This window comes from Sporosarcina sp. P7, from assembly GCF_002743425.1.
GTDB lineage: Bacteria > Bacillota > Bacilli > Bacillales_A > Planococcaceae > Sporosarcina.
The window spans coordinates 356,079-382,776 of sequence record NZ_PDZF01000001.1 but is presented as its reverse complement, the minus strand read 5'-3'; the positions used below and the strand labels follow the sequence as shown (position 1 = coordinate 382,776).

30 protein-coding genes and 1 riboswitch are annotated in these 26,698 nt (G+C 42.0%); of the genes, 27 read left to right on the top strand and 3 right to left on the bottom strand.

What is annotated here, in order from left to right; translation table 11 throughout:
* Nucleotides 1-118: 118 nt before the first annotated feature.
* Nucleotides 119-1,441 (bottom strand): sodium-dependent transporter, encoded by a 1,323-nt coding sequence (locus tag CSV60_RS02045; RefSeq protein WP_099635837.1) that lies wholly within the window; start codon nucleotides 1,439-1,441, stop codon nucleotides 119-121.
* Between the two features lie 172 nt (nucleotides 1,442-1,613).
* On the opposite strand from CSV60_RS02045, the gene CSV60_RS02040 reads away from it, so the two are divergent.
* The 4 genes from CSV60_RS02040 (at nucleotide 1,614) to CSV60_RS02025 (ending at nucleotide 4,036) form a co-directional block, all read left to right on the top strand.
* On the top strand, nucleotides 1,614-2,066 hold the full coding sequence (locus CSV60_RS02040) for a helix-turn-helix transcriptional regulator (RefSeq protein WP_099635836.1): 453 nt from the start codon (nucleotides 1,614-1,616) through the stop codon (nucleotides 2,064-2,066).
* A gap of 16 nt (nucleotides 2,067-2,082) precedes the next feature.
* Nucleotides 2,083-3,240: a PstS family phosphate ABC transporter substrate-binding protein gene (locus tag CSV60_RS02035; protein ID WP_099635835.1), complete on the top strand. Its 1,158-nt coding sequence runs from the start codon at nucleotides 2,083-2,085 to the stop codon at nucleotides 3,238-3,240.
* Between the two features lie 40 nt (nucleotides 3,241-3,280).
* Complete coding sequence (locus CSV60_RS02030) at nucleotides 3,281-3,604, top strand: hypothetical protein (RefSeq protein ID WP_099630424.1); 324 nt, start codon at nucleotides 3,281-3,283, stop codon at nucleotides 3,602-3,604.
* Nucleotides 3,605-3,670: 66 nt separating this feature from the next.
* Entirely contained in the window at nucleotides 3,671-4,036 is a 366-nt protein-coding gene (locus CSV60_RS02025) for a hypothetical protein (RefSeq protein WP_099635834.1), read from the top strand.
* A 41-nt stretch (nucleotides 4,037-4,077) separates the two neighbouring features.
* Here the strand turns inward: CSV60_RS02025 and CSV60_RS02020 are convergent, their stop codons facing one another.
* Both CSV60_RS02020 and CSV60_RS02015 read right to left on the bottom strand, forming a co-directional pair.
* Nucleotides 4,078-5,433 carry an S-layer homology domain-containing protein gene (locus tag CSV60_RS02020; protein WP_099635833.1) on the bottom strand — a complete coding sequence of 452 codons (1,356 nt, stop codon included), beginning with the start codon at nucleotides 5,431-5,433 and terminating at the stop codon, nucleotides 4,078-4,080.
* 118 nt (nucleotides 5,434-5,551) lie between these two features.
* Nucleotides 5,552-5,941, bottom strand: coding sequence for an OsmC family protein (locus CSV60_RS02015; protein WP_099635832.1), 390 nt, complete (start codon nucleotides 5,939-5,941; stop codon nucleotides 5,552-5,554).
* Nucleotides 5,942-6,073: 132 nt separating this feature from the next.
* Here CSV60_RS02015 and CSV60_RS02010 point away from each other — a divergent pair, with 132 nt between their 5' ends.
* The 23 genes from CSV60_RS02010 (at nucleotide 6,074) to CSV60_RS01905 (ending at nucleotide 26,646) form a co-directional block, all read left to right on the top strand.
* Nucleotides 6,074-6,208 carry a YfhE family protein gene (locus CSV60_RS02010; RefSeq protein ID WP_099635831.1) on the top strand — a complete coding sequence of 45 codons (135 nt, stop codon included), beginning with the start codon at nucleotides 6,074-6,076 and terminating at the stop codon, nucleotides 6,206-6,208.
* Between the two features lie 199 nt (nucleotides 6,209-6,407).
* Nucleotides 6,408-7,394 (top strand): alpha/beta hydrolase, encoded by a 987-nt coding sequence (locus CSV60_RS02005; protein WP_199175226.1) that lies wholly within the window; start codon nucleotides 6,408-6,410, stop codon nucleotides 7,392-7,394.
* A gap of 63 nt (nucleotides 7,395-7,457) precedes the next feature.
* The gene (locus tag CSV60_RS02000) at nucleotides 7,458-8,888 is read left to right on the top strand and encodes a sensor histidine kinase (RefSeq protein WP_099635829.1); all 1,431 of its coding nucleotides are present in this window, start codon (nucleotides 7,458-7,460) and stop codon (nucleotides 8,886-8,888) included.
* Nucleotides 8,881-9,450, top strand: a complete 570-nt coding sequence (locus tag CSV60_RS01995) for an ANTAR domain-containing response regulator (protein ID WP_099635828.1) — start codon at nucleotides 8,881-8,883, stop codon at nucleotides 9,448-9,450. Before CSV60_RS02000 ends, CSV60_RS01995 begins: the two co-directional genes overlap by 8 nt.
* A gap of 155 nt (nucleotides 9,451-9,605) precedes the next feature.
* Complete coding sequence (gene eutH / locus CSV60_RS01990) at nucleotides 9,606-10,868, top strand: ethanolamine utilization protein EutH (protein ID WP_099635827.1); 1,263 nt, start codon at nucleotides 9,606-9,608, stop codon at nucleotides 10,866-10,868.
* A gap of 24 nt (nucleotides 10,869-10,892) precedes the next feature.
* Nucleotides 10,893-11,234, top strand: a complete 342-nt coding sequence (eutS, locus tag CSV60_RS01985; protein ID WP_099630432.1) for an ethanolamine utilization microcompartment protein EutS — start codon at nucleotides 10,893-10,895, stop codon at nucleotides 11,232-11,234.
* 12 nt (nucleotides 11,235-11,246) lie between these two features.
* The gene (locus CSV60_RS01980) at nucleotides 11,247-11,744 is read left to right on the top strand and encodes a EutP/PduV family microcompartment system protein (RefSeq protein WP_099630433.1); all 498 of its coding nucleotides are present in this window, start codon (nucleotides 11,247-11,249) and stop codon (nucleotides 11,742-11,744) included.
* Nucleotides 11,745-12,030: 286 nt separating this feature from the next.
* Nucleotides 12,031-13,476 carry an ethanolamine ammonia-lyase reactivating factor EutA gene (locus CSV60_RS01975; protein ID WP_099635826.1) on the top strand — a complete coding sequence of 482 codons (1,446 nt, stop codon included), beginning with the start codon at nucleotides 12,031-12,033 and terminating at the stop codon, nucleotides 13,474-13,476.
* Between the two features lie 14 nt (nucleotides 13,477-13,490).
* Entirely contained in the window at nucleotides 13,491-14,855 is a 1,365-nt protein-coding gene (locus CSV60_RS01970) for an ethanolamine ammonia-lyase subunit EutB (protein ID WP_099630435.1), read from the top strand.
* Nucleotides 14,856-14,862: 7 nt separating this feature from the next.
* Complete coding sequence (gene eutC, locus CSV60_RS01965; RefSeq protein WP_369823560.1) at nucleotides 14,863-15,861, top strand: ethanolamine ammonia-lyase subunit EutC; 999 nt, start codon at nucleotides 14,863-14,865, stop codon at nucleotides 15,859-15,861.
* Nucleotides 15,821-16,522 carry an ethanolamine utilization microcompartment protein EutL gene (eutL, locus tag CSV60_RS01960; RefSeq protein WP_099630436.1) on the top strand — a complete coding sequence of 234 codons (702 nt, stop codon included), beginning with the start codon at nucleotides 15,821-15,823 and terminating at the stop codon, nucleotides 16,520-16,522. The genes eutC and eutL overlap by 41 nt, the downstream gene beginning before the upstream one ends.
* A 43-nt stretch (nucleotides 16,523-16,565) precedes the next feature.
* Entirely contained in the window at nucleotides 16,566-18,065 is a 1,500-nt protein-coding gene (locus CSV60_RS01955; RefSeq protein ID WP_199173131.1) for an aldehyde dehydrogenase family protein, read from the top strand.
* Between the two features lie 23 nt (nucleotides 18,066-18,088).
* Nucleotides 18,089-18,373, top strand: coding sequence for a BMC domain-containing protein (locus CSV60_RS01950; protein ID WP_029053414.1), 285 nt, complete (start codon nucleotides 18,089-18,091; stop codon nucleotides 18,371-18,373).
* Nucleotides 18,374-18,406: 33 nt separating this feature from the next.
* Nucleotides 18,407-19,276: a phosphate propanoyltransferase gene (gene pduL / locus CSV60_RS01945; RefSeq protein ID WP_099630438.1), complete on the top strand. Its 870-nt coding sequence runs from the start codon at nucleotides 18,407-18,409 to the stop codon at nucleotides 19,274-19,276.
* A gap of 16 nt (nucleotides 19,277-19,292) precedes the next feature.
* Nucleotides 19,293-19,598: a EutN/CcmL family microcompartment protein gene (locus CSV60_RS01940; RefSeq protein WP_099630439.1), complete on the top strand. Its 306-nt coding sequence runs from the start codon at nucleotides 19,293-19,295 to the stop codon at nucleotides 19,596-19,598.
* On the top strand, nucleotides 19,573-19,914 hold the full coding sequence (locus tag CSV60_RS01935) for a BMC domain-containing protein (RefSeq protein ID WP_099630440.1): 342 nt from the start codon (nucleotides 19,573-19,575) through the stop codon (nucleotides 19,912-19,914). The genes CSV60_RS01940 and CSV60_RS01935 overlap by 26 nt, the downstream gene beginning before the upstream one ends.
* A gap of 60 nt (nucleotides 19,915-19,974) precedes the next feature.
* On the top strand, nucleotides 19,975-20,925 hold the full coding sequence (gene mdh, locus CSV60_RS01930; protein WP_099630441.1) for a malate dehydrogenase: 951 nt from the start codon (nucleotides 19,975-19,977) through the stop codon (nucleotides 20,923-20,925).
* Between the two features lie 376 nt (nucleotides 20,926-21,301).
* On the top strand, nucleotides 21,302-21,472 hold the full coding sequence (locus tag CSV60_RS15810; RefSeq protein ID WP_157111241.1) for a hypothetical protein: 171 nt from the start codon (nucleotides 21,302-21,304) through the stop codon (nucleotides 21,470-21,472).
* Between the two features lie 170 nt (nucleotides 21,473-21,642).
* Nucleotides 21,643-21,819: riboswitch (cobalamin riboswitch) on the top strand.
* Nucleotides 21,820-21,992: 173 nt separating this feature from the next.
* On the top strand, nucleotides 21,993-23,255 hold the full coding sequence (locus CSV60_RS01925; RefSeq protein ID WP_099630442.1) for a hypothetical protein: 1,263 nt from the start codon (nucleotides 21,993-21,995) through the stop codon (nucleotides 23,253-23,255).
* A gap of 25 nt (nucleotides 23,256-23,280) precedes the next feature.
* Nucleotides 23,281-23,613 carry a hypothetical protein gene (locus CSV60_RS01920; protein ID WP_099630443.1) on the top strand — a complete coding sequence of 111 codons (333 nt, stop codon included), beginning with the start codon at nucleotides 23,281-23,283 and terminating at the stop codon, nucleotides 23,611-23,613.
* 26 nt (nucleotides 23,614-23,639) lie between these two features.
* Nucleotides 23,640-24,761 (top strand): YibE/F family protein, encoded by a 1,122-nt coding sequence (locus tag CSV60_RS01915; RefSeq protein ID WP_369803141.1) that lies wholly within the window; start codon nucleotides 23,640-23,642, stop codon nucleotides 24,759-24,761.
* Entirely contained in the window at nucleotides 24,758-25,546 is a 789-nt protein-coding gene (locus tag CSV60_RS01910) for a YibE/F family protein (RefSeq protein ID WP_099630445.1), read from the top strand. Before CSV60_RS01915 ends, CSV60_RS01910 begins: the two co-directional genes overlap by 4 nt.
* A gap of 149 nt (nucleotides 25,547-25,695) precedes the next feature.
* A complete protein-coding gene (locus CSV60_RS01905; RefSeq protein ID WP_099630446.1) occupies nucleotides 25,696-26,646 on the top strand; it encodes a bile acid:sodium symporter family protein in 951 nt (316 codons plus the stop codon).
* The last annotated feature ends 52 nt before the right edge of the window (nucleotides 26,647-26,698 follow it).

Here is a 26,698-nt window from a genome sequence, read left to right as displayed (position 1 = left end):
ATTATGCAGTGGAACCTGGACTTACTAAGTAAGAAATCAGTACTTGTCATTTACAGATTCCAAACGCTTTCCCTATTAAAAATAAAAAGCACGCCGGAGAAAATCCCCGGCGTGCTTTTTACATGCCTAAAATCCAAGTAAAGAAAATGACAATGATTGCAATAGGTGCGAAATAGCGTACAATTACTTTCCACAAAGAGTGAAGAGCTGGGTGCATCCTTAACTCCTCTGCTGTATCTTCTTTCGTCAGTACAAAGCCGGCAAATAAAGACACAGCCAATGCTCCGAGTGGCATTGCAATTCTACTCGTCAGTATATCCGCAAAATCGAAAATAGAGTTGCCGAAAATACTAATGCCGGATAATAAACCGAATGATAATGCACTAGGAATTCCGACCAAAAAGATTAATCCGCCAAACACCCACGAAGCGCGCTTTCTTCTATCATGCTTTTTACGGATGCCTGTAGAAACAACGATTTCGAGCATCGCTATAGCAGAAGTCAATGTAGCAAATAGCATCAAGAAAAAGAAAATAATTAAAAATACGCTGCCAAATGGAATTTCATTGAAAATAGCTGGCAGGATAACGAAAATTAGTCCTGGCCCCGCTTCCGGTGAATGTCCTAACGCGAAAACTGCCGGGAAAATGACAAGTCCCGCTAGGATTGAAATCCCTATGTTCAGCATAGAGACATTAAACGCGGACTGTCCGAGCTTCTCTTCTTTCGAAAGGTAGGATGCGTAAGTCATCATCGCGGTCACACCGACACTTAGTGAGAAGAATGCCTGTCCTAACGCAACTAGAAAAGTAGTTCCGTTAAAATAACTCCAATCCGGTACGAATAGGAAACGCACACCTTCCATCGCGCCGTCTAGTGTCAGCGAACGAATGGCTAATACAATGAATGACAAGAATAATAAAGGCATGATCCAGCGGCTGGCCCGTTCAATCCCTCCGCGAATCCCGCTTTGAACGATAAAGATCGTTAACGCCATAAATAACGCTTGTGCCAATAATACTTCCCATGGATTCGCAATCGTCGTATTGAATAGCTCTCCATAATCCAGCCCACCTAGTGTAAACGTAAAGGCACGCGCTAAATACGATAAAATCCATCCGCCGACGACACTATAAAAAGATAAGATGATGAAAGAAGAGGCAAGTCCCATCCATCCAACCCATCCCCACTTGCGTCCCAATGATAATTTTTTCAAAGAAGTCACTGCATCTGCCTGTCCTCTACGGCCAATGACAAACTCAGCCAATAAAATTGGCAAACCAATCAATAATGTACAAATAATAAATAACAGCACAAACACGCTGCCACCGTTCGTTCCGGCCATATAAGGGAACTTCCAGATTGCACCTAGGCCGATGGCACTGCCAGCAGCTGCTAAAACAAAGCCAATCTTGGATGTCCATTGTTCACGCTGTTTCATAAGAATCCTCGTTTCTTTTTCTAAATCACAAAGTCAATAAATCGTATCATAATTTTGAGAAAGAATCGATAGTTGTATGGTTAACGGAAAGTTTTGAAAATGCCTTGATTACTTAATGACATTGGTGTAATATTACACCAATTAATATGAAATGTAACTATGAGGTGATCTAGTGAATCAACAACAATTAATAGAACTGATTTCATTGAAGTTACGGGTGATTCGATTAGAGAAAGAATATTCCCAACAAAAAATGGCGGATGTACTAGGACTTTCTAAAAAGACGTTGATTCAAATTGAAAAAGCAAGAGCCATGGCCAGTTGGACAGCCGTTATAGCTGTCTGTGCTTTATTTCGCGATAGTGACGTATTGCAAGCTACCGTCGGTGGTGATCCGTTAGAAGTACTGGAAACTATTGCGCATGACGGTATTGACCGCCGAAAGGATCAATCGATGGGTGGTAAAGTGTGGTGGCGCGAATTGGAGGCAAAAGGAATTTTTCGTTTACAGCAAAATGTAATTAGTCAGCATTTCCGTATTTTAGATGAGGAGCATTATCGTTGGTACAGTTCATTTGATGAAGACGAGGCACGTCACCGGTTGGAGGAATTGAGCGGAAAATGAAAAGGGAGGAACGCGTATGGTTGCACCCATAGCATTTGCGGTACTTTTATTAATAGCGTTACTATTTTTCACGGGAATTGGATTATTGTATTTATTGCTAATGGGATGGATCCACTATATACCATTAGCGCTAAGTGCAATGATCATTTTATATGTGTGGATCGTCATGATGATCTTTCATTTCTTTAACACGCAGCAACGAAAGCGATTGTTCGGCATTATTGCAGGGGTAGTTCTACTAGGGGCGGCAGTTTGGCCGATAATGCATATATACAAGGAAAGTATTGCAACAGTGGATGCCGAAGTGGAAGTGCGTGATTATGAACCGTTTACGATTGGACAGGAATCAAAGCTTGCCGTGCTTGACGAGGCGGCTACACTCGAACTGAAGGATGATTTACCGAGAATTGACGGCGCTACCGCGCTATATCCACTGTATGCAGCTTTTGTTCAAGCAGTCTATCCAAGTAAAGAATACAATCCGTATGATAGTGAAGTAATGGTCAATACAACACCTATCGCTTATGAAAATCTGTTTTCTGGCGAGGTAGATATAATTTTTGCAGCAGGACCTTCAGACGCCCAAATGAAAGTAGCGGAGCAACTAGGTCTTGAGTTGAAATTAACACCGATTGGTCGAGAAGCATTTGTCTTTTTTGTTAATCAAAAAAACCCTATTGATAATCTAGAATTAAAACAAATTCAAGATATCTATGCGGGGAAAATCACCAATTGGAAAGAGGTAGGAGGTAAAAACGAGTCGATTCGCGCATTCCAACGACCAGCGGACAGTGGTAGTCAGACAGGTTTGGAACGACTGATGGGGAATATTCCGATCATGGATGCTCCAAAAGAGAATGTGCCCGAAGGAATGGGTGGTATAATTTCAGAAGTCTCAAAGTATCGAAATTATAAAAATGCCATTGGCTATACATTCCGCTATTACTCAACGGAAATGGTAGGAAATGATGAGATTAAACTGCTCGCAATCGACGGCGTCAAGCCGACGAAAGAAACAATCCATAATGATGATTATCCAATTGCATCTGAGTTTTATGTCATCACAGCAGGGACAGAAAATCCGAATACTGAGAAATTCATTGAATGGATGGTTTCACCGCAAGGACAGGAATTGGTGGAGAAAGTAGGGTACGTAACAGTGAAGAAGCCGTGAATAAACGGTAATCTAGTAGAATGAAAAGAGGATACACGTTATGCAAGGAGAAAAGAAACAACTAGTATGTATACTGCTCGCTTTTGTATGCGCAGCGGGTGTATTTTTCCTAAGTGATTTATTTCAAAGTATGGCGTACTGGGGTAACGGATTGATCTGGTATTGGATAGGGGTTGTACTCACTTTCGTAACCGGAATAGTAGGAACCGCATTAATTCTTCTATCGTTAAAAGTTGAAGGGCCTACAGAAAAAAGTTGGCTTACCGTTTTACTTATTTCATTAAGGGCGGTCGCAGTTTTAGCTATTGGACTGGGCTTTTTGTGGACTACTTTTGTAGTCGTTGCTGGTATGTCAGGTATGTGAAGGTTTACTAATCATGTTGAATAAACAGTACAAGTTTTATCCTTAGCGAATTGGAGTGATGAAGCAATGGTAAGACGATATTTGAACATGGCATGGCTTGTCATGATTCTAATTCCAGCACCATTCTTATTTCACTTCTATGAATTCGCCCAGTATATGAAGCGAGAAGATGCAAAGTATTTATTGGTCGTGTCTGTTTTATATATTGTGATAACAGGTATTTTATCTTGCGCTATAAAAATTCGTTATATTTTACTTATGAATATACTTACCGGCATAGTGTCTCTAGTATTGGCTATGAATTTCATCTCAGATGATGGTGGATGGTTCAAGCCATTTGGTCGAGATATTGTCATTTTGCTAACAGCTATACCGTTTTTCATTGGACAATTAGTAATTCGAATGGTTGCTAAACTTGTTATAGACCGATAGAAAAAATGGCATGCCACTAGGTTAGAGGCATGCCATTTTTCTTATTTCTTAAGTGTATGTTTCTTACCTGCTTGATCCGTCACGATTAACTGTGTAGCGGTAACATCCATATCCCTCGCAAGAATAGTAGAAATTTTGCTGATCTTTTTATCTAACAGATTATATTTATACAAACCTGTTTTGTTGAAGTAATACATCGTAGAAAGGTCGAACGCTACGGATTTATTGTTTTGACTTACTTGATTGGTTTTCGAAGTAGCTTCTACTTCATCAAAAATGACACGGGCATCAAAGTTTAATAATGTTTTTTTGTTTTCGCCATCCATCGCTACTGAATACAGCGTCAATGGATCATCTATTGGAGTAGTAGGATCGAATGTGGAATCGAAAACTCGTTCCTTGTTTTTTTCAAGTGTATAGTAGATTCGATCGTTCCAAATGAACATATTACGGAACTTTTGATCGATTGGAATACTACCAATCGTGTAACTCCAGTCATTTACATTCAATTTCACCAGATTATATCCTACAGGCATTTTATTTCCTGCATTGATCAAGTTCCAATACGGAATGAAGAGATCATCATTGTATAGGACCATTTGATAACCGGACATGAGCAGTATTCGGTTGATTCCGTTATCCGGCATAGTCGCGCTATCTAAAAGTGTTGAACGTGTTCCAGCCTTTTTATTCTCTTTAAATAGCTTAGTGGAGTTTTTGTCTGTTGCGATCGTATAAGTAAAACCATTTTGTTCAATTGTCTTTCCTTTAACGCCTACATAGGAATGGTAATCTTTTAACTTCATAGAGTCGTCCAGTGCACGTACTAAAAATGCAGCGAACTGAGAACGTGTAACGGAATCTGCCGGCATATATTTACCTTCAGAACCACCCGTAATGCCCTTTTTCGCAATCCCATTAATATCGGGGAATGACCAATGTGTCGGGGATACATCTACAAACGTTGCCTGATGGTCGACAGGTATGTTAAATGAACGACGAATGATCGCAGCCATATGTGCACGTGAAGTATCCTCACCAGGACGCATGAAACCATTGTCTCCACGCATGATGCCTTTTTCGTTTACTGTTGCGAGTATTGGATAATAGGAAGACTTTTTCGAGACGTCCTTGAACTGTATTGTGGGATCCTTTACCAACGGAATTTTCAATGCTTTAATGAGCATAGAAGATGCCTGCGCCCGTGTAATGGGATCGTTTGGCTTAAAGGTACCGTCTGGGAAACCGCCGATAATATTACGGTCAGCTAAATACATAATTTCTTTCTTCGCCCAATGCTTGTCTACGTCAGAAAATTGTGTGGCTGCCTGTGCTTGAAATGGCGTTGCTGAAAAAATCAATAAAACTGCTAACAACCCGACTAGTTTATTCTTCATATAGGTAGACCTCCTTTAGGTATTCTATTCAGTATACAGGATTTTTAATGGAAAAATAAGGACCTGCAAACGTAAAAAACCGACAAATGGGAGAACTCTCATTGTCGGTCATTGAAACTTATTTTGTACTCATCTCATAGGTTTTCACAACATGTATACAACCCATGACGGATTGTAACATGGAACAATTCTTCTCTGTTAGTTCCATGACTCGTGGCATTTTTTCTACTGTAATATCTGAGCCAATGACTGTGAAGTGGAGGTGGATTTCCATCAGACGACTTGCATCATCCTGTGAACGTATCACTTCTTTCACTTCCACTGTGATATCATCTGCAGGCATACGCATTTTATCTAGAATCTTCCGCATGACGCCACCACCGCAAGCAGCAATTGACGCGACCATCAATTGAAAGGGGCGAAACCCTTTTTCTTCATTAGATGAAATGTGTAAGGTACCAAACTCAACTTCAGTGTCAAAACCGTGTTCTGTCATGTACAACTTCATAGTGAACAACCCCTTTTTCTGTTAGTATACGTGGTTTTGGAAAAAGAACCAAATAACGTTAACTGAATGGTTCATGTTTAATTTCATCTATGCGTGGAACACTGACAGCTAGACGGAAAGGAGTGTTTAGACTTGAGTGAAAACAAACAGCCACATAAAACATTGACTGATAAGAATAATGGTCTTTCATCGACACAGGAAGTATTGTACGACAAAGAGTTTAAACGAGCAGATCAGGCTACCGAGCAAGACAATAAGAAGAAGTAAGAAGTAAGAAGTAAGAAGTAAGAAGTAAGAAGTAAGAAGTAAGAAGTAAGAAGTAAGAAGTAAAAATAGTGAATGAAGTCCGCCCCAGTAGTCGTTATCCAACTACTGGGGTTTTTCTCATGAAATCCTCCTAACGAATTCTTCGTTTTCACTGTATAATAAAAGTAAATACTAAGACAAAGAGAACGAGGATATAGAAATGAAAAAAATAAGATGGAAAAAGGTTGTCGTTTTACTCGTTGCTATCTTTATTATTTTCCAGATAGCAGGAAGCTTTTTCTTCTATAACTTGGCCATCAAACGTGGTCCCAAAGACTTCCTGACAGGCAATGCTGACTTGAAAGTATCAGCTGAAACCATGGATGTGTTTTTAAATGGAGACTGGCTAGATTGGGTGGATAAACAGGAGTTTGAAGAAATGCACATGACGTCAAGGGATGGTATAGAGTTAATGGGGTATTACTTGCCTGCCAAACAGCCGACTAACAAATTAGTGATTCTGACACATGGTTATTTAGGACACGCAAAACAGATGGGCTTGTACGGTCAATTTTATTATGAAGGACTGGGATATAATCTCTTCATGCCAAACGCTAGAGGACATGGAAAAAGTGGTGGAGACTATTATGGTTTTGGATGGCCGGATCGTTTGGATTTGATTGATTGGACGAAGTTACTTAGCGAAAATATGGATCCTGCTACAGAAGTGGTCTACCATGGGTTGTCAATGGGGGCCGCTACAGTTTTGATGGCAAGTGGTGAGAAGCTTCCCGATCAAGTGAAGGCAGTCATTGCAGATAGTCCGTATCAATCCGTTTATCAGCTTTTTGCCTATCAATTAAATCGAATGTTTCATTTGCCGGCATTTCCGTTACTTGATAATATGAACTTATTGACGAACGCAAAAGCGGGATATTCATTGAAGGAAGCAGATGCGCTGAGTGCTGTACAGCGTGCAACTATACCAATCCTGTACATACACGGCAACGCCGATACATTTGTACCGACAGATATGACAAAGGAACTGTACGAAGTAACGGAGAGTGACGCGGAACTGTTTTTAGTAGATGATGCGAATCACGGGGAAGCATTCGTGATGGATCAGAAAGCGTATAAGAGAAAGGTGGAAGATTTCCTTAATGCCCATTTATCGACATCGAACTTGTCAATTGACCTCTTTCGCTAACCAATCTATACTAATTTTAAAGGGTAGGGGTAGCAGTACTCCTGATCGTAGGGTCGTGGCGTATTGGTAAAATCAACAGTAGAGAAACTTTGTAAATTACATACGGAATTGACTAATCAAGATGTGCAGATTTTGCAAGAGATGGCGTTTAGCTTACAAACCTATGCAGATCTGTCCAATTCGTATATGTTCATCGATTGTAAATTAAAACCGAGTAATCAAGCAATTGTCGTTGCAGAGGCTTTTCCAGTGGGGTGTACTCCACTGTATACTAATTCTGTCATTGGAAAGATTGTATTTGAGTCTTTTGAACCGGGCGTTTTTTATTCTTATCGTAACGGAAAGAAATCTATCATACAGCAGGCGATGACACAAGAAGGTATCGTGGTGCATCAAACCGTGGTACCCATTAAGAACACCTATCATCAAGTGATCGGTGTGTTGGTTTCTGAGAAACAAGTCACCTCACCGCTACCGGCTGACGATATAAAAAGGTTTTCGGTAGTTACAGAAACAGCGGAAGATCAACTGACGAATTCGGGTCTTGGAGTAGTCTCGGATTTATTGATGGAGATGCTTATTTTGACTGATGCTAGTAATCGATTAGTTTATGCAAATCCCTCGGGGTTAAAGCTTATTTCTGAAATGAGCGGACGGGATGACGTATTGTATCGAGATTTATTGGAAATGCTACCGTTTTTGCGGACAGTTTATGAGCAGGAAGAGGATGTATTTGTCTTTGAGTTGACGATTCAGGACAAAAACTTAATTGTAAAAAAAATAAAAATGCGTGAAAAAAATAAGTCTCAAGAAACGTTGTTGATCGTCCAAGATATTACTGAACTTCGGACAAAGGAAAAAGAATTGATGATGAAATCTGTCGTCATTAAAGAAATACATCATCGGGTTAAAAATAATTTGCAAACTGTCGCAAGCTTGATAAGATTGCAAATGCGTAATGGCATATCAGCTAATAACCGATCTGCTTTTGAGGAAACACTTAACCGGATATATAGCATTTCCTCCGTGTATGAAATTATCCTTACGAAGGAAGATGCAGACGACGATGATGTAAATATTATAGATTTGACAAGAAAAATTTGTTCCACGATGGTACTAAACGATTACAACTTAAAAGTAGACTTGATTATTGAGCCGAATGGCAATAAAATAATAACAACCTCTAAGAAAGCGGTTTCAATAGCATTGATTATTAATGAGCTCATACAAAACTCCCTTAAGCATGCATTTCGAGGCAAAGAAGAAGGAATTATTAATGTGGAATTTATTGTGGATCATGACTTTGTAGAACTTCACGTTTCCGACAACGGCGTTGGAATGAAGAATCCGCAAACGTCACTCGGCACGGAAATTATCCACAACTTAGTAACCAATGACTTAAATGGTGAGTTCCTATATGTGCCTAGGGAAATCGGGACACATGCAGTAATCAATTTTCCAGTGGGTGCGGAGGTGGAGATTTTTCATGAGTAAACGAATCTTGATAGCGGAAGACGAATCAATTATTCGTATGGATCTAAAAATGACTTTGCAAGACCATGGCTATGAAGTCGTTGGGGAAGCAGGCGATGGTGATCGAGCGATCGAGCTAGCCTTTTTGCATAAACCTGATTTGATTTTAATGGATATTAAAATGCCGAAGATGAATGGACTAAAAGCCAGTCGAATCATCGGAGAACAACTGGATATACCGATTTTAATCATTACCGCGTACAGTCAAAAGGAATTTGTGGAAAAGGCGCAGCAAGACAGTGTGGTCGGCTATTTAGTCAAGCCCATTTCTGAAGCCAATTTAATTCCTGCAATTGAAGTTGCACTGCATCAATCCAGTAAAGTGCACCGGCTAAAAGACGGTATTCAGCAGGCAAAACAGGAAGTGGAAAAGCGGAAAGTCATCGAACGGGCAAAAGGTATTCTGATGAATTCAGAGAACTTAACCGAGCAACAGGCATTTAAAAAAATGCGTGATACAAGTATGTCAAGGCAAATGACAATGGAGTCACTTGCAGTGGAGATTATAGATTCGCACAAGTAAATAGACCTAAGCAAAGACGCTTAAAGAGATACCTTCTTTAAGCGTCATTTTTGTCTTCTTTTTTCAGAATTTGTCATTAGATTTAAAGGTGGTGGCAAGTGTATTAATACAAGGTTGACGGTAACACTATAAGAAAGTAATAGGGGGAAACTCAAATGGAAATGATCGGTACGGTAATTGTCTACATTATCATGGCCTGTGCAGTTGCAGGGGCATTTGCTTCAATAAAAAATCCGGAAGTGGGATTAGGTAAGGAATTCATGTCTGGATTACACGCTGTTGGGCATATCTTCGTTCCTGCGGCAGGAATCATGGCGTCTATACCCTACTTGACCTGGTTTATCAGTAAATTCATTGGTCCTGTATTTAATTCAATCGGGGCAGATCCGGCACTTGCTGCAACTACTATTCTGGCTTCAGATATGGGTGGTTATCAGTTAGCGGAAGCGCTAAAGGTAACAAATGAAGGATGGATCATGGCGCTGATCGTTGGTTTCATGTCCGGAGCAACAATCGTCTTCTCTATTCCAATGGGACTTGCCATGCTAGATAAACGAGACCATAAGTACATGGCGCTTGGCATCATGTCAGGTGTATTGACGATTCCAATCGGTGCATTTATTGCATCGGTATTAGTTGTTTTGTTCAACACGGACGTGCGTGATGTAATCAGCACGACGGCTACATCCAATTATGAGTTTGCGATTAGTTATTTACAAATCTTCATAAATTTATTGCCATTATTATTATTTGTTGTATTGATTGCGGTCGGACTGAAGTTCGTTCCACGTATTATGATTAACGGATTTATGATGTTTGGCCGTGTGATGGACGCAGCCATTAAACTTGTATTAGTGTTCTCTATTGTAGAAGTATTTACGGGTATCTTTACTAAGATCTTTGGTGTTTGGGGCTTTGATCCAATCATGGCGGATAAAGCAGACCAGTTCCGTGCACTTGAAACAGCCGGATATATTGGTATTATGTTAGCGGGTGCATTCCCAATGATTTACTTGATTCGAAAGTACATGGGGACACCTTTGGAAGCCGCGGGAAAGAAAATTGGGCTTTCGCCTGAAGGTAGCGCGGGTCTACTTGCGACTGTCGCGAATATCTTGGCGATGTTCTCATTAGTTCGTTACATGAAACCAAAAGATAAAGTTATCAATATCGCATTCGCAGTGTGTGCTGCATTCTTGCTAGGTGATCATTTATCTTTCACAGCGAATTTCCAACCCAATATAATTTTACCGGTTATACTAGGTAAATTAAGTGCGGGTATCATCGCGGTTATCATTGCATACAAGCTGTCTGTACCAACAGCATTAAGGTTGGAAAAGCAAGACCGTGAAGCGGGAATTATTCGCGAAGGCGAGTATGAAGATGCTGAAACGAAAGCTCCCGCCGCTAAAGCATAAAAATATAAACGAGGAGTGTGTATAATGAGCGAAGACAAGAAACGATTTATACAGGAATTCGTTCCAGGAAAACAGATTACACTCAGTCATTTGATCGCTAATCCCGATCCAGACATGTTTCAGAAGTTAGGCATCCAGGAAGCTGGAGCTTTAGGTATTCTCACTTGTACACCGAGTGAGACGGTAATTATCGCGGGGGACTTAGCTACGAAAGCAGCAAATGTTCAAATTGGATTCCTCGATCGATTTACAGGAAGTCTTGTCATCGTAGGGAGCGTCTCCGAAGTAGAGATGGCTATGCTGGAGATTAATCGTTTTTTATCGGAGAAGTTAAAGTATACGCCAGCTGAAATCACAAAATCATAAGGAGTGAGGACGATGCGAAACAAGGCAATGCTGATCGGTGCGGTACGGGCGGGAAAGTCTACATTGACGAATGCTTTATTGGGCCGAAAAGTAGAAGCTTTCAAAACGCAAACGCTCAGTTATTATGATTGGATTGTCGATACGCCGGGCGAGTACACGGAAAATCCAATGTTCTACAAAAATATTATGGCCACCGCGCTTGAAGTAACGCACGTACTGTATTTGCAAGACGCAACGAGTGAAAAGCTTATTTTTCCACCAGGTTTCAGCATGGGAATCCCGAAACTACCCATCGGGGTCATAACCAAATGCGATCTTCCGGAAGCGGATATTGATCGCTCACTTGGCATGTTAAAGACTGTAATGAACGTTGGGCCCATTGTCATGATTTCTTCCAAAACGGGTATGGGGATCAAGCATATAAAGGAATTGACAAAGCTGAACGACATTCATGCGATGCGGCATTACGTAGAGTCAGAAGCCGACAAGCACTTGATCTTCCACGGCTGATTTTCTTTACAGCCAGATAGGAATTTGATATAGTAAATTTCATACAAGTGAATAAAAACGGCAATGGCGCCTTTACATCCCATGGGAAAATCCATGGGTTTGTAAAGGCGTCTTTTTTATATCAAAAGCGCAAGACGCCGTCTAGCTCCGACAGGCGTTTGTAATCTTCCCGACAAAGTGCATATTTTGTACGTTATTGGGAAGATTGAAATGACCCGGAAGCTGGTGTCTAAGCTAGATATAACTAAAAGTACAGGGCAGTAAGTAATCAGAAAGGAGTGTGGGCGTGAGCAATTTCAATAAGCACGAAACAATTATTAGTGCAGGAATTGATATTGGCACAAGCACGACAAAACTGATTATCAGTCGTTTTTCTCTACGTAATGTAGCGGGTGCAACACATGTGCCACGAATAGAAATTACAGATAAAGAAATACTCTACAAGAGCCCAGTATTTCGAACACCATTGCAAGACGCAGTGACGATTGATGTAGCGGGTGTCCAACAGATTATCCGCACGGAATACGAAAAGGCAGGAATCCAGCCTTCGCAGATAGAAACAGGCGCTGTCATTATTACAGGTGAAACCGCAACCAAACGAAACGCCAGTGAAATGTTGCATCAGTTGTCTGATGAAGCAGGCGATTTCCTCGTCGCAACGGCAGGCCCTGACTTAGAAGGAATTATCGCAGCAAAAGGGTCAGGCAGCTATGAATTATCTGGAAAAAATGGCCAGGTAATTGCCAATATAGACATTGGTGGTGGGACAGCAAATATTGCAGTATTCAAAGACAAGCAACTTCTTGGTACATGCACGATGCATATCGGGGGTCGCTTGATCGAATTTGAACACGGAAAAGTCCGTACCATTTCACCGTCAGTCGAACGGTTATTACAAGACCAAGGCTATACGTTACAAGTCGGTGACCCCAAAAATGCATCAGCTGTATCATTCGTAACGACTTATATGGCAGAAGCGATGGCGCGTATTTTGAAGAAGGAAGTTCAGGCACAAGATCGAGTGCTTTTGCTAGGTCATGAACCGAACTGGTTGCAACCAATCGATACCATCGTCTTTTCAGGTGGTATTTCCGAATGTATGTATCATCATACTTCCGGTGAAGTCCAAATAGCACGGTACGACGATATCGGCATGCAACTTGCGGAGGCACTGCTACAAAACACATCATTACAACACTTTACTTGGCAAGAGCCAGTAGAAACTGTACGGGCTACTGTATTGGGAGCTGGAACACAGACTACTGAAATTAGCGGGGCTACCATACAGATTGCGCCACATGAGTTGCCTTTAAAAAACATTCCGATTTACCAATATGATTTTGGAGAAAATCTCGAGATAGGATTATCCCGATTTGAAGACGCGGTTCAGCAGGCGGTTACTTTATACGACTCTGCGAAAGAAGGACAAAACTTCGCTCTCTATCTGTCCAATCTTCCCTATCTCGGATTTCGCGATGTGCAGAGATTGGCCAAGGCAATTGTTCAGATCATGAACGAGAGGCCGCGCCCTGAACAACCGATTATATTGGTCATTCAATCAGATCACGCTAAAGTGATTGGCCAAACATTGGCGGCATTACAAGTGAAACAAAGCATTATTTGTATAGATCAAATTAATGTGGAAACAGGCGATTACATCGATATCGGCAATGCGCTCACTTCAGGCGTCGTACCGGTCGTTGTGAAAACCTTAACATTCCATACAACGTAAAGGAGGTCTTGTACGTGAATTTATCCACTACATTAGGCGGCGAACGATATGTGTTCCATGACCTAAAAGAAGTGTTAGCAAAAGCGAATGAAGAGAAATCTGGAGATCGTCTCGCAGGAATTGCGGCGGAAACCGTGCAAGAACGAATCGCTGCCAAAACAGTCGTTAGTGAGTTGCTTATAAGTGACATTCGTAACAATCCACTGATCCCAATCGAAGATGATGAAGTCTCACTGATTATTGAAAATGATATTAACGAGAAGGTCTACAGTGGAATCCAGAACTGGAGTATCGCAGAACTGCGCGAATACATTTTGAGTAATGAAGTAGGGGACCGCGAATTAAAACGTCTCAGTCGCGGATTGACTTCAGAAGTCATTGCGGCTGTAACGAAGCTGATGTCCAATCTGGATTTAGTACACGCGGCGAATAAAATCGAAATCTTATCAACGTGTAATATTACAATCGGTCAAAAGGGTACTTTGTCTTCCCGCCTGCAACCGAATCACCCGACGGACAATATTGATGGGATCATCACTTCGTTAAAAGAAGGCTTGTCTTACGGTATCGGTGATGCGGTAATTGGGATCAATCCTGTAGATGATTCCGTAGAAAGCGTAAAGCGTGTGTTGAATGCGACGAAAGACTTTATTGATGAATGGGAAATCCCAACACAAAACTGTGTACTTGCACACGTTACGACACAGATGAAAGCAATCGAACAGGGAGCTCCTGCGGATATGATTTTCCAAAGTATCGCAGGAACGGAAAAAGCCCATCGTTCATTTGGTATTTCAGCAGAATTAATTGCGGAAGCTAAAGATCTATCGCTGAAAATGGGTACGGGTACTGGTCCTCAAACATTGTATTTTGAAACAGGACAAGGATCCGAACTGTCGGCTGAAGCGCACTATGGCGTAGATCAAGTAACCATGGAAGCGCGGAACTACGGTTTTGCACGACATTATGATCCATACATTGTCAACACAGTTGTCGGATTTATTGGTCCGGAATATTTATATAACAGTAAGCAAGTGATCCGAGCAGGCCTTGAAGATCACTTCATGGGCAAGCTACATGGACTGCCGATGGGTGTAGACATTTGCTATACGAACCATATTAAAGCAGACCAAAATGACATTGAAGATTTAAGTATCTTATTATCAGCGGCAGGTGTGAATTTCATCATCGCAGCCCCTATGGGTGATGACGTTATGCTGAATTACCAGTCCATGAGCTACCATGACGTGGCGACCGTTCTTCAGACGATGGGTAAAACACCAGCACCTGAATACTTGAAATGGCTTGAAAAGATGGGGATTTACGAAAATGGCATGTTGAGTAAACATGCTGGAGATCTCACACTCTTCAATCGATAGGAGGTGGATGGACTTGAATGAGGATTTAATTCAGCAAATCACAAAAATGGTTGTAGAAAAACTAGAGGCTGCGAGTAGCGGTCAAACCATACAACAACAGCCAACGAACGAACAGAAAGTAGAGTTGTTTTCACGGCGACCTATTGGGCAGTTGGAAGTGGAAACTGTGAAAAAATCGCCTAGCGGAGCGGTGGTGTTCCATAGTACGACAGAAGGGCCGAAGCGGAATATTTCCACCGTAAAACCAAAACCGACGACGGCGTATGGTAATTTGAAATCAAAACCACAAGAAGATCTTGAGGAAGACAAGATGGCAGAATATCGTAAGAAAACACCAGCTAGAATAGGGGTCGGGCGCGCAGGCTCACGTCCGAAAACGAAGACGTGGTTACAGTTCCGACTGGATCACGCTGCAGCAGTTGACGCAGTCTACGGTGAAGTACGAGATGACTTGCTCGAACAGCTAGGATTGTTCCAAGTGCAATCCAAAGTGTCAGATAAAGAAGAATACATTCGACGCCCGGATCTTGGTAGAAAGCTTTCAGACGAAGCAAGGGCTTTGATTCAAGAGCGTTGTAAAAAATCACCTGTCGTACAAATTGTAGCGTCAAATGGACTGAGTGCGAAAGCAATCGAAGAAAATTTGGAAGACGTCTACTTATCGTTACAACAATCACTTAACAACTTGAATATTGATATGGGAACAACGTTTTATGTTGATAAGGGGCGAGTTGCCGTGATGGACGATATCGGAGAGCTGTTGCAGCCTGACGTTGTCGTCATGCTGATCGGTGAACGTCCCGGTCTTGTGTCTGCAGAGTCGCTAAGTGCTTATATATGCTACAAGCCTAGACATGGCACGATTGAAGCGGATCGTATGGTCATCTCCAATATTCATAAAGGCGGAATCCCTCCTGTTGAAGCGGGTGCATTTCTTGGAACGGTTATTCAGAAAATCTTGAAGTATGAAGCGAGCGGTGTATCGCTTGTTCAAAAGGAAGGATAAGGAAGGAGGAGGGCAAGTGAAAATCTATGCAGACATATTGTCAATGCAAGTCATTTCGAATGTCAGTCCGGAACTTGCTGAGAAGTTCCGATTGAAGTCTCACCAGCGTAGTCTTGGGTTGATAACGACGACAATTGACGACGTCGGCTATACAGCAATTGATGCAGCAACGAAGCATAGCGATGTGGAAGTGGTCTATGCAAAAAGTTTTTACGCGGGCTCAGCTCATTCTTCTGGTCCGTTATCGGGAGAGTTTATAGGAGTCATAGCTGGCTCGTCGCCGGAAGAAGTAAAAAGTGGTCTTGATTCGATTCGTATAACGATAGAGCACGAAGCGTATTTTGAGGCGATTAACGGAAATCGTGATCATGCGTTATATGCGCATACCATTTCCAGTTGTGGGAGTTACTTAGCTGACATGGCTAACGTAGCCGATGGACAGTCATTGGCATACTTGATTGCACCGCCTGTTGAGGCCGTTGTCGGTTTGGATGCTGCACTAAAAGCTGCAGACGTTACACTTTGTGTACTCTATGCACCTCCTTCCGAAACCAACTTTGGCGGTGGTCTACTGACAGGCAGCCAGTCTTCTTGCAAGGCAGCAGCCGACGCATTCCGAGAAGCGATACAGAAGATGGCGAAAGATCCGTTAAGTTACTGATAGATAAGTATCTAGAAAGGAGTGTTTTAATTTGGTCCAATTAATGGATAAAGATTTATTGGCTTTACAACAAATGCGTACAGCCGTCCAAACTGCAAAAGAAGCACAAGAGAAATTCATGGGCTATACTCAGCAACAAGTTGACAAGATTGTCAAAGCCGTTGCTGATGCCGCTTTTGAACAATCCGGTCGCCTCGCACAACTTGCGGTAGATGAAACAGGTATGGGGGTAGCAGCTCATAAGAAAATTAAGAACGAAGTGGGCTCCCGTGATGTATACGAAAGTATTAAAGATATGAAAACGGTCGGTGTCATAAAAGAGGACCATATGAATAAGGTCGTGGAAATCGCTGCTCCGTTCGGTGTAGTTGCCGCAATCATCCCAACGACCAACCCAACATCGACGGCGTTCTTCAAAACGTTGATTTCATTGAAGACACGAAATTCCATTGTAGTTAGCCCTCACCCTTACGCAGTGGAATGTACACACGAAGCATTAAAAGTATGTGATGCAGCAGCGGTTGCAGCTGGAGCCCCTGAAGGTTTAATTCAATGTCTCACACTGGCTTCAATGGAAGCTACACAGCAATTAATGTCGCATAAAGACGTGAATCTTATCATTGCAACAGGCGGTAGTGCGCTCGTCAAAGCGGCATATAGCTCCGGTAAACCAGCTTACGGTGTAGGTCCTGGTAATGTACCAGTTTATATCGAACGTTCCGCAAAGATTGAAAAAGCGGTAAAAGATATCGTAGACAGCAAGTCATTCGATTACGGTACGATTTGTGCAACCGAGCAAGCCATCGTGGTTGATAAGCACGTCGTGGACCTGGTTACGCGTGAGCTGAAGAAAAATGGCGCGTATATTTTATCGGATGAAGAGAAAAAAGTTATGGAAGGTGTCATCTCGCCGGTACCCGGTAAGGTGAATCCGAAAGTGGTCGGTAAGAGCCCACAGTTCATCGCGAAAATGGCAGGCATTTCTTTACCAGAAGGTACGCGCCTGATTGTCGGGATGGAAACAAAAGTCGGTAAAGACGTACCGTTTTCATTGGAGAAACTATCACCTATTTTCGCTATGTATGTCGTCGACGGTGTGAAGCACTCGAAAGAAGTGTGCCTCGACTTACTGAACCTTGGCGGACGTGGACACAGCTTGGCACTACATACCGAAATCGATGCAGTAGCTCGTGAATTCGCTATGGAAATGCCAGTATCACGTATTTTGGTCAACACGATGTCCTCTGTTGGAGCAGTTGGTGGTACGACAGGCTTAATGCCATCATTCACATTAGGTTGCGGAACATTTGGCGGCAATATTACATCAGACAATGTCACAGCTACGCATTTGCTGAACATTAAGCGGATGGCATATGGCACGAAGGAAGTACAATTGCCGAAGCATTCAGAGTCGGTAGAAAGCTCAAATGATCAGCTCGTATCCAGTGTGATGAACAATGTATCAGCCGCAACAAACAACAACATTGATCCAGCATTAGTACAGAACTTAGTCAGTGAAATCGTTAAACAACTTACAAAATAAAACACTATTAGGAGGAAACAATTATGAACAGAGAAGGTACAGCATTAGGAATGGTAGAAACTAAAGGATTAATCGGTGCAATTGAGGCAGCAGACGCAATGGTGAAAGCAGCAAGCGTAAACTTAGTAGGTAAAGTACATGTTGGCGGTGGAATCGTAACAGTTATGGTACGCGGTGATGTAGGCGCAGTAAAAGCAGCAACAGATGCAGGTGCTGCTTCAGCACAACGTGTGGGCGAATTGCTTTCTGTTCACGTAATCCCAAGACCACATAACGAATTAGAATTGATGTTACCAAAAAGCGAATAATCACTGCTGACATAGTAGAAAGGCGTGAACTAGATGAATCAGCAATTGATTGAACAAATTGTCGGAGAAATTCTTGGACAACTGGGCAAAAGTCCCGTTCAATTGCCGGAACGAGCGGTTCCCATTGCGGTTTCCGCCCGTCACGTACATTTACAGCCTGAACATGTGGAAGTATTGTTTGGCGCAGGGTATGAGTTGACACAGCGGTCCGAGCTTTCCCAGCCGGGCCAATTCGCCGCCAATGAAACGGTGATGATTGCAGGACCTAAAAGTAGTATTGAACGTGTGCGTATTTTAGGCCCTGTCCGAAAAGCTACCCAAGTCGAGGTCAGCTTTACGGATGCCATGAAACTCGGCGTCAAGCCCCCACTTCGGGAATCCGGTAATATTGAGGGATCAGCACCGATTACATTAATCGGACCAAAAGGTAGTGTGCATATAGACCAAGGACTTATTATCGCGCAGGCACATATCCATATGGCACCTGCAGATGCTACGCGCTTTGGTGTGGAAGATGGAGAGTATGTCACGGTGGAAGCAGACGGAGTCCGAGCCATTTCATTCCGCAATGTCCGTATTCGGGTGAATGAGCGTTATCGTCTCGAAATGCATATTGATACCGATGAAGCAAATGCAGGTTTCATTACACAAGGATCAATTGGTCGTCTAGTGAAATCGGGTGACGCGAAAGAAGTGGCATCTGTACAAGCGACGACGGAAGCGGTTAAGGCTATTCCAGTAAATGTTCCAGAGGCATATGAATTCACAAAAAAACTTTTGTCGGCTGAAGACGTGTCCGAGATTTCAGAAAAGGAAATCGTTATTAATAAAGGCACAATTGTTACGGCACTAGCAAGAGATACAGCACGGGAACTCGGTAAAACGATATCGAGTAGAAAGTAGAAAAAGGTGATTACGCATGCGAATGGGTAGAGTGATTGGTAACGTATGGGCAACCCGTAAAGAGGATGGATTAGCAGGGCTTAAACTGTTAATCATCCAGCCGATTGATGCATACGGCAATAGTATACAGTCGCATATGGTCGCGGCAGATCGGATTGGAGCAGGGGTTGGTGACGAGGTACTCATTACGAGTGGCGGTTCTTCACGCTTTATTTTACCGAAAGAAAACCCGATCCCAATCGACGCGGTCATTATTGGTATTATCGATTCCACAGAAGTGAAAAGAGGTGATATACATGAGTCAAGCGATCGGAATGATTGAGACAAAAGGATTGATTGGATCAATTGAGGCAGCAGACGCAATGGTGAAAGCATCCAACGTGGAGTTGGTATCACAGGAGATGGTCGATGGTGGAATTGTTACGGTCATCGTTCAAGGTGATGTTGGAGCAGTTCAGGCAGCTGTTGACGCAGGTCGCGACGCAGCAGCGCGTGTAGGTGAATTACTAGGTGCGCATGTTATACCGCGTCCCGATGATTCAGTGTATGGCATGGTGAAACCCCTAGTGTCGACTACTCCAGAAATTCCGCAAGTTAAGAAACTGGCAGAAGCGAAGAAGGCACCGAAGAAAGACTGAGGAATAGGTGTGCTATAAGTGCATTCCTCATATTGAAGTCTATATAAAGGAGTGTTTTTCATGGCTTTCAAACGACATAAAATTGCAGTCATCGGAGCTGGTCACACGGGCTCTACGGCTGCATTGATGGCTGCACAGAAAGAATTAGGTGACATTGTCTTGGTTGATATCCCGGATCTTTCCAATCCGACTAAAGGGAAAGCACTGGATCTTCTTCAGACGAGTCCTGTACAACAATTTAATTCCCGTATTACAGGTACATCCAATTACGAGGATATTGAAGGCGCCGCAATGGTTATCATTACAGCAGGTGTTGCACGTAAACCAGGTATGAGTCGAGATGATTTAGTTGCAACCAATGCAAAGATTATGCGTTCTGTTTCCGAACAAGTGAAACGTTACGCGCCAGACAGTACCGTGCTGATTTTAAGTAATCCAGTTGATGCGATGACATATGTATGTTATAAAACAACTGGCTTTCCTAAAAACCGCGTAATTGGACAATCAGGCGTGCTTGATACTGCGCGTTTCACTACGTTCATCTCGGAAGAACTAAATATATCCGTAGAGGATATTTCGGGCTTTGTACTTGGTGGACACGGAGATGATATGGTTCCACTTGTACGTTATTCGTACGCCGGCGGCATTCCATTGGATAAGATTATCTCGAACGAACGCCTAGAAGCAATTGTGGAGCGCACTCGAAAAGGCGGTGGTGAGATCGTCTCACTACTAGGTAACGGTAGCGCTTATTACGCACCGGCAGCGGCTTTGGTTGAGATGGCTGAAGCAATTATTAAAGATAAGAAACGAATTATGCCGTCCATTGCTTATTTAGAGGGCGAGTATGGATATCAAAACATTTATTTAGGCGTACCCACTGTTCTGGGAGGCAATGGTATCGAGAGTGTGATTGAACTTCCGTTAACAAAGGAAGAACAAATAGCACTCGACAAGTCAGCTGACTCTGTCAGAGCAGTCATCGATATTTGCGAAAAGCAAATGTCCTAATCACTACGGATCTCTCTAAGTCGTACAGAGGACTTAGGGAGATTTTTTTGTGTAAAAAGTTATAAGGTCGTGTTTTAGTCATTAAATGATAGAGAAGTCATAGGTTTTTCTCGAAAATCTACAAATGTTAACAGGGAATTACAACTTTTATATTTACAATTATTTATTGGGGTGGTACAATAAACAGAATTCACTGAATTATAAAGTATGTCTGTAGTATATTTACTCGGGGATATATATAAAGAATTTCTTCCTTTTGACTTCGTAATGTAAGCGCTGTCAAATGGCCGATTATCATTAAATGCCGAAAAAACGTTCTTTTATTCCCCGGCAAGGCATATACTACGAAAAATACAAAATCCAGGAGGTAATTCTTATGAAAAACAACGACTATCAGAACAATTCATCACTACCCGAGCAGAACGAAACATTCTATTTGATCACAGGTTACTCGGAGAATGGTTTCATCCATGGAATCACATGGCAAGAGGCATATGTTCAAGGATTGGCGGATTGCGGTTGTCTATGCGAACAACAACTAATGTAAGTAATGAAGAACACTCTACACGACGGGGTGCCTAGCACAAAACGATTGTGGACGTACTCACAATGTTTTTTGCATAGGCACCCTATTTAGTTATCTCATGATTCTTCTGATGCATACAAACGCTACCACCCACTATGTTATCCATGATAAAATGATAGCAATAAAATAAATGAGTTTGCACGATGCGCTGGTACCTATCAAGGTATAAAAGGGAATCCGTCAACCGGAGCTGTCCCCGCAACTGTATACACGGACGACCGCTAGAATTAGCCACTATGGAGACATGGGAAGGCACTTGCGGAAGGATGAAGTGAAGCCAGGAGACCTGCCACGTATCGTAAAAGCGACACTTTCTTCGGGGGTTGAGGAGTGGAAGCAAAAAAGGTATCTACGTCTATGCATTTTGTGTGTAGTATATTAAAGCTGCCTGACTTTGTTTCCTCATTCACAACTATTGCAATCATTTTGCCGAAGAGGCGGAATGATTGTTTTTTTGTTGTTTACGAAAGGAGACCGGGACATGAGAGTAGTGGAAAAGATAACCGAACGGGCACTATTGCAGTTATTGTATAAACAAGTAGAAAAACAGCGTGGAAGGCCTGCGTATTCGGAATTTCATCAAGTAGTAAAGAAACTGTTACAGGATGGGTTATACGATCGATGGATCTATGATTATTCAGTAACCGAAATCAAATGGCTTGGCTTACAGGTTGTTGCTGAACGTGACAAATTGATCCCTTCTGCACTGTTGCAACCATATATGAATGAGTTTGTAACATCCAATTATTGTGATAAACAGATAGGTCTGCCTCAGGAGAGATTGATGCTCATAGCAATGGCCGCCATGCAACATGAAACTGTTCAGCGTCTGCGGAAAGTACAGGAAGCATATTGGATACTGAGCCATGGCTATGTGACGTTACCAGCTGAAGTGATGTCGTTCTTCGATAAAGCATTCTATCAGGGAAAGACAAGAGTCCAACAATATACTATGGATATTTCCGACAATGGAATCACATCATTTTTATCAAGCGAGATAAAAGAAAAGCATATATGTATACCCGATTATTTTATGGAACAAGTACAAGCGTGCGGCTCTTGGAGTATATTTGAAGCTGAACAAGTAGAACGCGTTTTTGGATGTTCGCTTAGCCACTTCAATAGGGAAAGATTTCTTCATGCCACTGACGGTCTTACTATTGACTATAAAGAAATCTCAGCTATCGGTTTGATGAAACAGCTGCTTGAAAGTGAAGGTATTATAGTGCATTTTTACAATAAAGAAAGACAAGAAAAAGCAGCATTATCCTCATATATTCAATTGCCGAATGTAATGCAGGCGACGGAGCTGGCACGTACATGTACCATACTTGTACCTTTGCTGAACGGCATTGAGAGTTTATGGGGACATGCATTACGGGTTGAAGTGGCGGGGTGGGAAATCGCTATAGCTAACCAGAAAATTGATTTGCATTCAGAGAAGGCTCTTCAGTTTATTGAAGAAGTAGCGAGAGAAATAAACCACTACTTGAACGTAGCATCCTGTGAAAGCGGAATGCAAACACCTTTGCGCAAAGCAGCCACAGTTATGCATCGATCGATCAACGAGGCGACAAAACACCAGCAAACCGCAATGATCGATCGGGTAATTGCAGAACAGCGCCATACCGATCAAGGAGGTTCTGTTACGTTGGAGAAATCTTCTACCATTGAAACAGCAGAACTGTTGCAGCTGCTCATGAAAGCATGGAGTGGTGGAATTCCTGAAGTCCGACTTACCTGAATCCCTTCTATAGGCTCAGCTAATTTTGCGCGTAGCGGAACTGTTTAACCAAGATTCCTTAAAACGAAAGCCACTGGATGAAAAAGTCCGTGTTGTAGAGTTTTTTGATTTTGACTGGCTGACGGGATCGAAAAAAGATAGAAGATTTATTGAAAGTGGGACACTCCTAGGAATTGATGTCACACTCTACCATCAAGTGGTGGTTTTGGAGATGCTGGATTTACTAGAACAGTTTTCTGTCAAGGAAATGGGTACATTCGCTTCTCTTCCTATAATGGAATCGGAGCTTTTCTTATTGGGAGTAATAGAGATATTTTTTTTAAATCTACGTCTTATTCATGGTAGGATTAATCTGTGACTCATCCTAGGAGTGTCAGGAGGATTATTTTGAATAGAATCAGAAACATCACAACATTGCAGTGGATCTTATTTTTTCTGTTAGCATTTTGCTGTACCATTTCCATTGCTTTTGTAAATCATAATTATTCATTTTATGATCGACCGATCGCCAAGGTAATCCATACAACAATAGAGGAAGAAACGGATGTAACAGACATGCATGGCAATGAAGATACGCTATTTGTCCAACACATCATAGCTAAGATCATGAATGGGGAAGAAAAAGGTCGGGAAATCCAGTTGGTAAATGAGTATTCATCCTCGGGGGCGTACGATCAACAGTACCATATAGGAAATGAAGTTTTCGTCTCCATTGATTCTAAGGTAGAAGAACTAGCGGGGAGTATAACAGACGTAAAACGTGATAAATACGTATTGATCGTTGCATGGATCTTCGTATTTACACTGCTAATTGTCGGGCATAAGCAAGGACTATTGGCAATAGTAGGCTTTGTGATTAACGTCATGGTACTATCATTCGCTTTAGATATTTATGTGAAATTCTATGAGGTCAGTTTACTTGTGGTTTGCGGGATATGTATCTTGTTATTCACAACCATTTCGCTCCTGCTAGTCAGTGGCCGAAATGAAAAAACATATGCCGCCATTGTGGCTACGTTAGTCGCAACGGCAGTGTCACTTTCCATTACGTCCCTTGTCATCTGGATCACTTCAGGGAATGGGCTGCGTTATGAGGAAATGCAGTTTTTGACGCGTCCTTATCACACGATCTTCATGGCGGGGTTGTTTATCGGATCGCTTGGAGCCATCATGGATGTGGCCATTACGATGTCGTCTTCGATGTTTGCATTATATGAAAGAGATCATACTATATCCGTTAAAGCGCTGAAGGCATCTGGCATAGATATCGGCAAAGACATTATGGGAACCATTACAAGCATTCTATTTTTTGCTTATATAAGTGGATCTATCCCCATGCTAATCCTTTATTTAAAGAACGCTTCACCCGTAGGATTTGCACTCTCGATGAATTTATCGTTGGAATTAGCACGTGCATTAGCCGGTGGGATTGGAATCGTCTTAACTATCCCTATAGGACTTTATACAGCGATCTTCTTTATTGAACGAAAGAGGGCGAGAATTTGAATGTACTAGTATGGCTAGCGGTTATTTTACTCGTATTGATGATCTGGGTTGGCGGGAGAAGTGGAGCTAGATCATTTATTTCGCTATTTTTTAACTTTGGCGTGGTCTTTTTTACGATGTTTTTTATGTTGGATTCAAATGCGAATCCTATTGTCATTACATTTATTGCCTGCATAGTTATTGGGTGCATCAGTCTGTTTTATATTAATGAGGTAAACAGTAAAACGGTACTAGCATTCATCTCAACGATGATTACCATTAGTATATTATTATTTTTCATAGTTTTAGTATCCAAAAAGCTTATGATCCAAGGATTTGGTGAAGAGGAAGAAGAAGCAATCGCAGGTATGTCTCTCTATATTGGTGTAGACTTTGTAAAAATAGGTGCTTCCGTCATTATTATGAGTACAATTGGAGCGATCATGGACGTCGCTATATCGATTGCTTCTACTATGCATGAAGTATTTAAGCATAGTAGAAACTTAAGTAAGAAGGAGTTATTTAAGTCTGGCGTGAGTATAGGACGAGATATTTTAGGAACCGATACGAATACATTGTTCTTCGCTTTCTTTGGAGGATATTTGGCATTGCTCATTTGGTTCAAGGATTTACACTACTCTATTGGAGATATTGTCAATTCAAAGATATTCAGTTCAGAAATGATTTTGATACTTTGTGCGGGGCTTGGTATAGCGCTAGTTATACCAATAGCATCTTGGATCAACGCATATTTCTTAGTTAGAACTAGAGAAAAGTTGAATAAAGTACAAAAAGAGGGGCAATGAACTCGGTCTCTGCTATATTGATGACGTATGATAATGCGCTCAAAGGTTCAAAGAAAGCGCTTATAGTAGCGGCTTGAGTGCTCTATTGAATGCGTTAACCGCTCATAACAAAAAACATAGACGGACTTCCTCGTAAGGAGGAGAACTACATGAAAACCATACAAACCATATCAAAAATCATTTCAAAGTACTTACCACTTTGGATCGTACTCTTATCCATCATTGCCTACGTTATTCCGGATGCGTTCATTTCAATCCGGCAACTGACGGGGTTTGGGTTAGGAACGATCTTCTTTCTGATGGGCTTATCGCTTTCGTCGGAGAAACTGCTCAACGTCATCAAAAACCCGAAATATGCTTTACTTGGCATCTTGCTGAAATGGACGATCATGGTCGGAGTATCAATAGGAATTGCCTATATATTTTTCGGCAATCAAGCAGAGATTGCGACCGGCATTATTTTGGCGGGGACGGTACCAAGCGGAACATCTGCAAATATTTATACGTTTATTGCGGGAGGAGAAGTTGCGCTCAGTATTACGATGGCAACGCTTGATACATTCATTTCTCCTGTGTTGACACCGGTGTTATTGCAGACATTTGCAGGACGTTTTATCCCTATTGCATTCTGGCCTTTATTTCTTAACATTATGTATATCGTGTTCTTTCCTTTGATTAGCGGTTTACTAATCCAGTGGAAGTTTCAACAACAAGTGGAGAAGTTTAAACCATATACCAGTGTCTTGTCCCAACTCGCGCTATTTCTGGTCATCCTATCGGTCATCTCCAATGCCCAGCAAGCACTATCTGAGAACTTGTCTGTGCTACCGCTTGTATTCGTAGCAGTCACATTACAAGTTAGCATCCCAATGGGCGCAGGCTACTTCATCTCCAGATGGCTAGGCCTACCCGAGCGCAACGCCCGCGCGATTTTATTCCATACAGGTATTTGCAACACCGCCCTCGCTGCAACACTTGCGATGGAGCACTTCGGATCACTCGCGGCCGTACCGGCTGTTGCCAATATGGTAATGAACTTAACGATTGGTGCCTTAATGGCAAGTCTATTTGAGAACAAATTCCGACTTGCAGTGGAATAGTAAGAGCAAAATGCAAAAAAAGATGCAGAAGGGCGTATAGCCTTCCTGCATC